Raw genomic sequence first — 10,222 nt, forward strand, 5'->3', positions numbered from 1 at the left:
TCAACCGCTTACCTATGAAAATGCCAGCCTTGTTTTCTGCACTCCTGTTGACCGTAAGCCTAATGGCGCAGCGTCCGGTCATTGATGATTTTACCATCAGTGGGGACACTTACCGCACCGACAATGATTGCTTTCGTCTCACCGAGGAGCGCGACTATTCTTCCGGCTCCATTTGGTACCGCCGCCCCATCAGCCTGGACGAGCCTTTTTCCATAGAGCTGAGTGTCTACCTGGGCTGCAAGGATGAATCCGGTGCAGACGGTATGGTCTTCATTTTCGCGCCAAGCGCCAACCTGACGGGCTGGAGAGGGGAGGGGATCGGCTTCGCGGGGCTGCGCCCTTCGATCGGCATTGAAATCGATACCTGGCTAAACGAGCACCTGCTGGACCCGGCTGAAGACCACGTCGCCATAATGGTGAATGGCAGGGTCGGGCATTACAACAACCTGGCGGGCCCAACGCCTATCCTCAATATCGAAGACTGCCAACAGCACAAACTGGCAGTAAGGTGGTCCGCCAAAAAACAACGACTATCGGTGGAGATCGACCGGCGGGAGGTGATTGCTGCGGAAGTGGATTTGAAAAATGCGGTTTTTCTGGGTAATGATATCGTATACTGGGGCGTGAGCGCAGCTACAGGGCGTTATAACAATTACCATGAGGTTTGCTTTGACCGGCTCTCCTGGCTGCCAGTGGAAGAGGCAGGGCCGGTGTACCGGGGGAAGTAGCATGAGCTGGAAAGCCCGCATCATTCGATCGCTAACACTTTGAGTTGATCTATCGCTAATGGCTTTTTACCATTGGATTGCCAGAACTGGATTTCCAACTGATCATAGTCCTTATTCGGTACCGGTACATCAAGATAAAGCGTCTTCGTGCTGTTAGGCGGCAGCAGCCGAAACAGGCGCAGGAAGCGTGTCTGTATTTCTTCTTCGCCCTTTTTGAACTTCACCATCAGCTGTGCCATGAGCCAGTACTCCCATTCTTTTTGCTGGCAGCGGAAGTCTCCTTCCACTCTTATCCAGGGGGTAGTGATTTCACTGGCAGGTATGTGAATGGGAGGCGAAAAAGGGGTGTCCTCCGACAGGCAGAAAGAACGGTCGCCTTCTATTGGGGGGATAGGGCAGTCGTGGGCCAGGGAGTCCGATTCGAAGTCCAGGTAGGCGAGCGATTTGATAATATTGGGCGTTCCGGAATAAAGCTCTTTCGTATCCAGCAGCTTGATGGTTTCCCCGGGTACTTCGCTGCGCAGAAAAATGGCTTTTAAGTAAGGCAAGGTCATTTGTTCCGTCACGAATAATCCCCCTTTGTGGGCCTGATGGGTGAGCCAGACGTTGTAATAAATGCAACTGAGGGCAAAGGCTATTATTCCGATTTTTAATGCGCGTTGCTTCCATGCCGATTCTATCAATGCAGCCATTGGGAAGGCCAAGACGGCGTAGGACTGTACCATCGCCCGTTGCCCTAAGCTGCCTCCGTACCACCAGATATCCCATGCAAAGGTGATATAAATGAAAAGACAAGTGAAGATGGCTATTGCGGGGAAAAGCTGTCGTTGTTTGCGCCACAGCGCTATAAAACCGGCTAGCGAAAGGATCATAGCGGGAGCATAAATCAGCCAGCCTCCCTTACCACTAAAAAAGCCCTGCCAGAGGTGCGGGCGCAGCCAGCTGAACCCCTGATCCTGATAGCTGTAGACGAGCCATTCTCCTGCCACATATTTCCAGTAAATCAGTTGAATGCTGCCAAGGATAGCTACGCCTAATGCGGAAAGTAGAATATATTTTGCCCCCCCCCCCCGGATATTCAGGAAAAATTTAATCCGACCAGGCAATGGTTTCCTGCCTTCCAGCCCCCAGAGCAGTGGAATAAGTACCGCAATGATTTCCGTAGGCCGGGTAAGTGCCATTAGCCCAACGGTTGCACCAATGCACCAGGCACGCCAGGAAGCCGGGCGTTCGTAAAACCGGATAGACTGCCAGATCAGAAGGGCATAAAGGGTAAACAGCCAGTTATGAGTCATGGCGTTATCGATGGCGCTGTAATTCAGGTAGTTGGTTGCTGCCACGATCACCACCAAGGTGAGGGCTGTTGCCGTATCGTCAAAGTAATGCAGCAGGCTTTTTCTTACATAAAACAACCCCAGAAAAGCCATTAGCAGGCTGCCAAAACTGATCGCCATCTGATAGGGGCGGGAGAAGCCATCTGCCGGATACCCGGAAAAAGTGGCGATGCTATGGGCAATAGCAAAAAATGGTAAATACTGTAAGGCCATTCCTGCCGAGTACTTCATGACCCGGTTGCCGCTTTCATGATCGTACGCCTGATAGCCCCCGCTTGACATTTCGTATTGCTGCACTATGCTGTCACGGAATTCGACCTTGCGGAGGTCTTTGTAAATGAATAAGGCAGGCAGATAAAAATAATACCCGGAAACATCCCAGCTGATGGTGGCTTCCGTTTTGGTCATCTGCCATTTAGGATAGTAAGCATGGGTACCTAAAATGAATGCGACACAGAAAAGTAAGGCAAAAAAAGAGCGATTTTGGGGCTTCGGAGCGGTCATTTGGCTATAAATTATACTTCAAAATACAATAAATCGCCCGAAAACCGTCCTTCCAGTTGATCTTTTTGCCCTCAGCGTAAGTGCGGCCGTAGTAAGAAATCCCCACCTCGTAAATACGGATGTTCGGAATGCGCGACACTTTGGCGGTGACCTCCGGCTCAAAACCAAAGCGTTGTTCTTTCAATGGGAGACTTTGGATAGTCTCCCGGCGGAACAGCTTGTAGCAGGTCTCCATATCCGTGAGGTTGAGATTGGTCATGGCATTAGAGAGGAAGGTCAGGAATTTATTCCCGATGGAGTGCCAGAAAAACAGGATACGGTGGGGCTTGCCGCCCATGAAACGAGAGCCATACACGACGTCTGCCACCCCGTCCAGCATAGGCTTCAGTAAGATGTTGTACTCTTCCGGGTCATATTCCAGGTCGGCATCCTGAATAATGACATAGTCGCCGGTCGCTTCACGGATGCCGGTATGCAAGGCCGCGCCCTTCCCTTTATTGACCTCATGCTTGTAGTACTGAATGTTAAGGCCGGGCTTTGCCTGCCGGTATTTTTCCACCGCTGCTTCTGTATCATCGGTTGAGCAATCGTTAACGATGATGACTTCTTTTTGCAAACCGGCACTCAGCTCAACGGCACCAACCTTATCGAGGATGAGGTGGATGGTCCGCCCTTCATTGTAGGCCGGGATGACGATAGACAGGGTCTTGCTCATGCGCGTGGTTTGTATGTCGCTTTTGGTTTGTTGCTTCGAAAAGACAAAGGTAAAAAAGAGATTTGCATGTTATCCCGACTATTGCGCCCTAACTTTTGTATTGGCATTTTACCAGGGCAGGCTCAACCCAGCCCCTTCCCCCGCTCGTACATTTGCCAGTCCGACCGTTTGGCCTCGAAAGCGGCGACCAAATAGTTGATACCTGCCTCCAGGTCTATATCCCCGCAGGTGAAAAGATCCACAGCAGCGTAGCCATGTTCCGGCCAGGTGTGCAGGGTCAGGTGGCTCTCCTGTATGATGACCACCCCCGAGATGCCGTAGGGCGAAAACTGGTGGAAGTTAGACATGACGACTGTTGCGCCCATCTTTTCGGCTGCCGTTTTCAGGTAGGCTTCCAATTGGGTGCCCGCCTTGAGGAGGCTGTTCGGGCATTGGTAGAGCTCTAAAAGCACATGCCGGCCCAAAGCCTGCTTAACGGGTATATGTACGGGGCGGGTCATAAAGCAGTAAGGTTTGGGTACTCCATAGGAACAAATCAGGCTTTGACATAATGGCCCACAAATTCTGCATCATCATCCACGATCAGGCCATCCTGACGGCGGAAGCAAAGCGCGCAGGCTTCACCACTTGCGATATACACACTGGGCTGATACCGGTCGCCATCGCTATCGATGTTAAAAGGGGCCAGTTCCTGGTAAATACGGGGGAAATCGCCGTAATCCCCTTCGTTTTCAGCAATGGGTTGGGCACTGCCGTCGAACAGGCGTACATTATCACCGGTCCTGCCGTACATCGGCTTTTCGGCGTAGCGATGGCCGGGGAAGGCTGCGGCAGACCGGCTGGCTTTCAGCAGGGCCGGGTGTTGAATGCCCAGCTCGTGCAGCATCGGCAACAGGGCTTTAGACTGCAGCAGCATACTGTAAGCCGGGTTGAGGATCACGCAGAGGTCGCGCTTGATAACTTGCGTCAGCAGGCGCATCAGCTCGGGCTCTTCGTAAGCGATAAACTCCCAGGGCGCCATTTTAAAAACAAAATCATAACGGAGGAATTCCTCCGGCTCAATTTCCAGAAAAATTCCTTCTTCCTCTGAAAAGATGACTTCTTCCATAGGAGCCCGGTGCACTTCTTCAAACCCGGCCTGTTTGGCGGCCATTTCGATGACATCCAGGTTTAGCCAGTCTTCCTCGTGCCCCAAACCGATCAGCAGCAAGGTGGCGGGGCGGTTGGGGTAGCGCTGCAGTATCTGTTTCAATCCTTTGACGAGCCCGGTGCGCAGGTGGTTCCACTGCCGGGCGTTCTTGCGCTCGCGACGGGGCAGGGCATCCAGCATCATGGGCTGTACGCTGAGGGTCTCAGGCATGAGCGAAAGCGTATCCCCGTTGAACTCCAGCATCTTCAGCGGGACTTCGTCCAGCCCACCTGCAAAGTCGAAGCGGCCGACGAGGTGGTTGCCCCATTCCCGTCTCAGGGAGTGGTCAACGGCTTCCACGGCATTGACCGGGATGCCCGCCGCCTCCCAAAGTTCCTGTTCTCCGACCTTTCGGGCAGCCAGTAGCAGGCGCTCGTACAGCTCACTGGCCGCCTGACTGAAGGTGGAGATTTCGCGGTCGGCCAGCCCGAGCAGTTCCGGGGCAAAGTAGTCGTGGTTATCGCCTTCGATAAACCACTCCAGGCCTTGCTTACGGAGCTGCCTGGGCGAAAGCCGTCCAATATCGGTTAGCCGGTTATCCAACATGATAAAGGGTTGATCCGGACCCATACCCTGATTTGCCAGTGGCAGGGCGGGTTACGGTGGTTCGGCGGAGACTGCTTTTCATGCGCTGCCCCGCGCCATCAGGCACCCGGTTGTAAGTGTTTTTGTCGACGTAGGGCGAGCTGTTCGGGCAGAAGGAGCCCATCAGCCCAAAGGATGCTATCTGCAGGGCCGAACGGCGGCGGTACTCAGTGGTGGTGGTGTCCTTAACGAGTTGCACCTCTTCCAGTGTGAAGGTCTCAATGCTACTGTGGAGGTACTTCGCCACCATTTGCTCGTCTTCAATACGGAACTGAACCCTTTGTACTTCTTTTACGGTGGTAATGAGGCCTTCTGTTGGGATAGATACCTCTTCGGTTACGGTCTCGGGTTCGTCATTGCTGCACAAATTGAAGCCAATGACGATCAGAGCGATCGCGCGGTAAATAATCCATTTAGGTTTCATGAAAACAGTGATTTCGTTTTAAAGTAGAGCTTATGAATGAAATTATCCGCCGGAGGAACGGGTGGAGCGGCTACCACCGTAGCCCGATTTGCCTTTGGAAGGGCGGGAAGTCGTTTTTCGTGAGGTGGCATTCCGAAAGCGCGTTCCGGTGGTATTGTTGACCCGCTGGTAGGCAGACTGATTGACATAAGCGCTGGGCCGGGGGCGGAAACCAGACCGGCTTCTGCCCAGCATATAGCCCATCATGCCATAGGAGACGATGCTGAACATAGAACTATGCCGCCGGTAATAATGATGGCGGTTGTGGGTCGTATCCTGACTGGCCTGCGCCATCGTTGTATCGTTCATCATCCGCTCCATCTCGCTCAGCGGGATGGTATCGGTGGTATTGTCTGCATATTTTGCGATGATGGCGCTCGCACTTTTGCTTTCCACCATCTGTTCGTCTTCAATTTTGAATTCGCCTTTGCTGACTTCGCGGACGGTAGTAACGATGCCGGCGTCCTGATCAACGCGTTGAGCGCCGCCGCATGCGGACAGGAAGAAGGCCAGGGCTAATGCACCGGCAAAGGCAGTGGTGTGCTTTCTCATTATTTTAGGTATAGGGTTACGAAATAGGGCATTGCTTTTATACAGAGCCTGTATCTTAGCACGCTGAAAATGATTGCTTCGTTAAAAGTAGAGAAAAGTCTATGCCCTTCCAAAAAAAACGCGCTGAGAAAACCGTCCTGGGGATTGCCATTTTCATTGCCGGGCTGTGTTCCATCATTTACGAACTGTTGATCAGCACCACTTCCTCCTACTTTTTGGGCGACAGTATCACGCAGTTTTCGCTCACCATCGGGTTTTATATGGCCGCCATGGGGCTGGGCTCCTACCTGAGTAAGTGGTTTCCGGAAGAGCGCCTGGCCGCCTGGTTTATTGGTGTGGAAGGCCTGCTCGGGCTGGTGGGCGGGGCGAGCGTGCCGCTACTGTATTTTTTCTTTGCCCGGGTTTCGCCGGAGGCCTATCAGGGGCTGGTCATCGGGCTTACGGTGGTCATTGGGGTACTGACCGGCTTTGAAATCCCCCTGCTGGCCCGCATTATGAAAAAGTTTTACCCGCTGCGGGAGAATCTGGCCAATGTGATGTCGCTGGATTACTTCGGGGCTTTACTGGCGACGCTGTTGTTCCCGTTCCTGCTGCTGCCGTTTTTCGGGCTGTTCCGGAGCTCCGTGTTTTTCGGGCTGGTCAATGTGAGCCTGGGCGTTTTTATACTGCTCTATTTTGCGGGCCGCTTGCCCCGGTCGCTGGTCCGTGGTATGCTTGGCATAACCTTCGGCATCAGCCTGGTTTTCGGCATCCTGCTTTACCAGGCACAACCCCTGCTGGAAGACTGGGACAGCCGTTCCTACCCGCACCGTATCGTGTACAGCGAGCGCACGCCCTACCAACAGTTGACGGTGACCAAAAACCGGTCGGATGTGCGCCTGTACATCAACCGGGTTATTCAGTTTTCCTCTACGGATGAGTACCGCTACCACGAGTCCCTGGGGATTGTCCCCCTGGAGTCCGCGCCTTATAAAGAAAAGGTGCTGATCCTGGGTGGGGGAGAAGGGCTGCTGGCCCGGGAAGTGCTGAAGAGCCCCGAAGTGAAGCAGATTACTATCGTTGACCTCGACTCTGCGGTCTTCCGACTCGGCCGGGAGCAGCCCTATATCCGGCAGCTCAATGAGGGCGCACTGGACGACCCCAGGGTGCGGACGATTGCGCAGGATGCCAGCCGGTTTCTGGCAGAAACAGAAGACTACTACGATCTGATCCTGGTAGACTTGCCCGACCCCTCCAACGAGGCCGTGGCCCGCCTCTACAGCACCTGGTTTTTCGGTATGGCCCGCAACCGCCTTACGGCAAATGGGGTGTTAGCCACGCAAGCGACGAGCCCTTTCCATACCCGAGATGCCTTCTGGTGTATCGTGGAGACCCTAAAGGTGACCGGCTTCCGGCACGTACTGCCCTACCACACCTACGTACCCTCCTTTGGCGACTGGGGCTTTGTGCTCGCCGGGGCGCAGCCGCTTGCCATTACGCCTTTCAGTACCGGCCTGCCCGTGCGTTATCTGGACGGGGAGGTAGTGGAAGCCATGCTTCATTTCCCCGACGATTCCGCCCGCCCTTCCGGCCTGGAGCCCAACCGCCTGGACCAGCCTGCGTTGCTGGATTACTACCTGGAGGATTGGGAGAAGTGGAGCCGGGAGGTGGTGGTGGAGTAGTATAGGTTAGGCTTATTTTTCGGCTACTCCCGTCACCCCAAAAGCCCGCTTTTTACGGTTTGTTTTCCTCTACGCTGTACCGGTATTCTCAAAACAGAAACGCAACCGCTCGCCTGTAGCCCCTTTTTAGCCCTAATTCTTTATGCAACCAATAAAATGCTGATAGTCAGGTAGGTATCTAATTTTTTACCGATTCGTTGTATCATAAAAAAAATCTCCGATGCAACGAATTGACAAATCTTTGCAACGAATTGAATAACAATTTCGGAGGGCATGGGGCTAGATTTGTGGGTGAATCAGCTGGTCATTTTGTCGAGGCATATTCAGCCAGATTATTGATCAGGAACGAACAAATTTTAATCTCTCACAAACACTGTTATGAAGCTACTGGAAAGACCTCTGAAACTTAAGATAATGAACAAAATACTACTCTTCGTTTTTACCTTGCTGCTAGCCGGACAAGCGCTTCATGCACAGTGCCCAACCAATAATAGATACTACGTCGATGCTGACGCTACCTCTGGAGCCAATGATGGGACTTCCTGGATGGATGCTTTCACGGATCTGCAGACCGCACTCTTTGAAGCTCGATTTAACTGTATGGCTGTAACTGAAATCTGGGTGGCTGAGGGCACGTACAAACCAACCCCCGGTACTGACCGAAATGCTTCCTTTGTCATGCAGAATGACCTGGCCATCTACGGTGGGTTCGATGGCACAGAGAATATGCTTAGTGATCGGGATTGGGCTGCGAATCCCACTATCCTTAGTGGAGAAATTGGAGGCGGTGGAAATACAGATAACTCCTTACATGTCATTGATAATAGCGGGAATAGTTTATTAAGCACTGCCGTGCTAGATGGCTTTACGGTTACCGGAGGGTACGGAGCTGCTAAAGGAGGGGGGATGTATAATGAGAACAATTCTTCTCCAACCGTTGTCAATTGTATTTTCTCCGCCAACAATGCGACTAATGGCGGAGGAATGGGTAATTTCTCCTTTTCTTCCCCAACGGTTATTAACTGTGTGTTCTCTGGCAACTCAGGGGCTATTGGCGGAGGAATGGGCAATTTTAACTTTTCCTCACCACAAATCATTAATTGTACGTTCTCCGGTAATACAGTTTTTGCAAGTGGTGGAGCGATATACAATGACGATTCTTCCCCAACTGTTACCAACTCCATCCTATGGGGCAACAGCTCAGATATCGTGAATGCTGGTTCAAGCAATCCTGGTGTCACCTATTCCATTATTCAGTCCGGCTACGGTGGAGTGGGGAATATCAGCTTGGACCCTGCCTTCGTTAATCAGCCAGCTGTGGGCCTGGGCAATGGAGGAGACCTGCGTTTACAGCCAAACTCCTGTGCTATTGATAATGGGCTCAATTCCGCTATTCCGGCAGGTACGGTTACCGACCTCAGTAATAATGACCGGATTTTCAACAGCGGCACCGTTGATATGGGCGCATACGAATATCAGGGCAGTTATGTAGGAGTTGTCCCCCCTCCGGTCACAACGGGGAATGGCCTTGATTTTGACGGAAATGATGACCATGTCAAAATATTTTCAGCTTGTGGTGCAAATAACTTCTTCCCAGGTGGCGATGCGATAACGGTAGAGTACTGGTTCAAGGGCAGCAATCCCCAATCAGCTGTGCGCTTCCAGAATGGTGGTGGCTTTATTGTGGCCGGCTGGAATGGTGATACAAACAATCCAATGCAGCATATCCTTTCCAACGATGGAGGTACAAATGGCGTTTCATTGGGTACAGGCTTCGACGACGGCAACTGGCATCATATCGCTTTTACGTGGCAGCGCAATACAGCTAATGGGTTTAAGTCCTACCTGGATGGCGTATTGGTAGAGGAAAGACAATCTTCCGATTCCCCTGTTCCGTCATTTAATTCTGGTTTCTATCTGGGTTCGATATCTGGAACTTCAGAATTTACAACAGGTACACTGGATAAGGTGAAAATCTGGACAGTCGCTCAAACCCAGGCTGAGATTCAACAAAGTATTGCCGGGCAGTTCACTGGTCCTCAACCAGGTTTGCTTCATGCATTTGATTTTGACCATGGCGTGGCCAATGCAAACAATCCGGGCATCGAAGCCGTAGCCAATTTGGCTTTCCCCGACGCACCGGGAGAGTTACAGAATTTTACACTCAACGGTAGCACTTCAAATTGGGTGGAGGGTAAAAACGACTGCCTGGTCGGTAGTGTTCTCTACGTCGATGCCGACGCATCAGGCACAAACGATGGCAGCTCCTGGGCCAACGCCTTTACCGACCTCCAGGATGCCCTCAGTCTGGCAGCTTCCTGCCCCAACGTAGAGCAGATATGGGTGGCGACCGGCACCTATAAGCCCTCCGCATACCCAACACCATGCACTGGCTGTGCAGTCCCAAGAGACTATACCTTCCAGCTTCAAGATGGCATTAGCCTGTACGGCGGCTTCGCCGGCACGGAGACCATGCTTAGCCAGCGGGATA

The 10,222-nt window shown here is 52.5% G+C and carries 9 protein-coding genes; 3 read left to right on the forward strand and 6 right to left on the reverse strand.

Annotated elements, in window-relative coordinates:
• The first annotated feature begins 14 nt into the window (after positions 1-14).
• A complete protein-coding gene (locus RIC19_RS16665) occupies positions 15-728 on the forward strand; it encodes an L-type lectin-domain containing protein (RefSeq protein ID WP_350179478.1) in 714 nt (237 codons plus the stop codon).
• Positions 729-748: 20 nt separating this feature from the next.
• Here RIC19_RS16665 and RIC19_RS16670 read toward each other — a convergent pair whose 3' ends face one another.
• The 6 genes from RIC19_RS16670 to RIC19_RS16695 form a co-directional block, all read right to left on the reverse strand.
• The gene (locus RIC19_RS16670) at positions 749-2,470 is read right to left on the reverse strand and encodes a glycosyltransferase family 39 protein (RefSeq protein ID WP_350179479.1); all 1,722 of its coding nucleotides are present in this window, start codon (positions 2,468-2,470) and stop codon (positions 749-751) included.
• A gap of 100 nt (positions 2,471-2,570) precedes the next feature.
• Positions 2,571-3,281 carry a glycosyltransferase family 2 protein gene (locus tag RIC19_RS16675; RefSeq protein ID WP_350179480.1) on the reverse strand — a complete coding sequence of 237 codons (711 nt, stop codon included), beginning with the start codon at positions 3,279-3,281 and terminating at the stop codon, positions 2,571-2,573.
• Positions 3,282-3,403: 122 nt separating this feature from the next.
• Positions 3,404-3,781, reverse strand: a complete 378-nt coding sequence (gene speD / locus RIC19_RS16680) for an adenosylmethionine decarboxylase (protein ID WP_350179481.1) — start codon at positions 3,779-3,781, stop codon at positions 3,404-3,406.
• 35 nt (positions 3,782-3,816) lie between these two features.
• On the reverse strand, positions 3,817-5,016 hold the full coding sequence (locus RIC19_RS16685; protein ID WP_350179482.1) for a glutathionylspermidine synthase family protein: 1,200 nt from the start codon (positions 5,014-5,016) through the stop codon (positions 3,817-3,819).
• Positions 5,006-5,479 (reverse strand): hypothetical protein, encoded by a 474-nt coding sequence (locus tag RIC19_RS16690; protein ID WP_350179483.1) that lies wholly within the window; start codon positions 5,477-5,479, stop codon positions 5,006-5,008. The genes RIC19_RS16685 and RIC19_RS16690 overlap by 11 nt, the downstream gene beginning before the upstream one ends.
• Positions 5,480-5,521: 42 nt before the next feature.
• The gene (locus RIC19_RS16695; protein ID WP_350179484.1) at positions 5,522-6,070 is read right to left on the reverse strand and encodes a Cj0371 family chemotaxis-regulating polar lipoprotein; all 549 of its coding nucleotides are present in this window, start codon (positions 6,068-6,070) and stop codon (positions 5,522-5,524) included.
• A gap of 101 nt (positions 6,071-6,171) precedes the next feature.
• On the opposite strand from RIC19_RS16695, the gene RIC19_RS16700 reads away from it, so the two are divergent.
• Both RIC19_RS16700 and RIC19_RS16705 read left to right on the forward strand, forming a co-directional pair.
• Positions 6,172-7,731: a polyamine aminopropyltransferase gene (locus RIC19_RS16700; protein ID WP_350179485.1), complete on the forward strand. Its 1,560-nt coding sequence runs from the start codon at positions 6,172-6,174 to the stop codon at positions 7,729-7,731.
• A gap of 414 nt (positions 7,732-8,145) precedes the next feature.
• Positions 8,146-10,222: LamG-like jellyroll fold domain-containing protein (locus RIC19_RS16705; protein ID WP_350179486.1), on the forward strand; the 2,077-nt coding region annotated here is incomplete at its 3' end.

Source organism: Phaeodactylibacter sp. (assembly GCF_040219495.1).
GTDB lineage: Bacteria > Bacteroidota > Bacteroidia > Chitinophagales > Saprospiraceae > Phaeodactylibacter.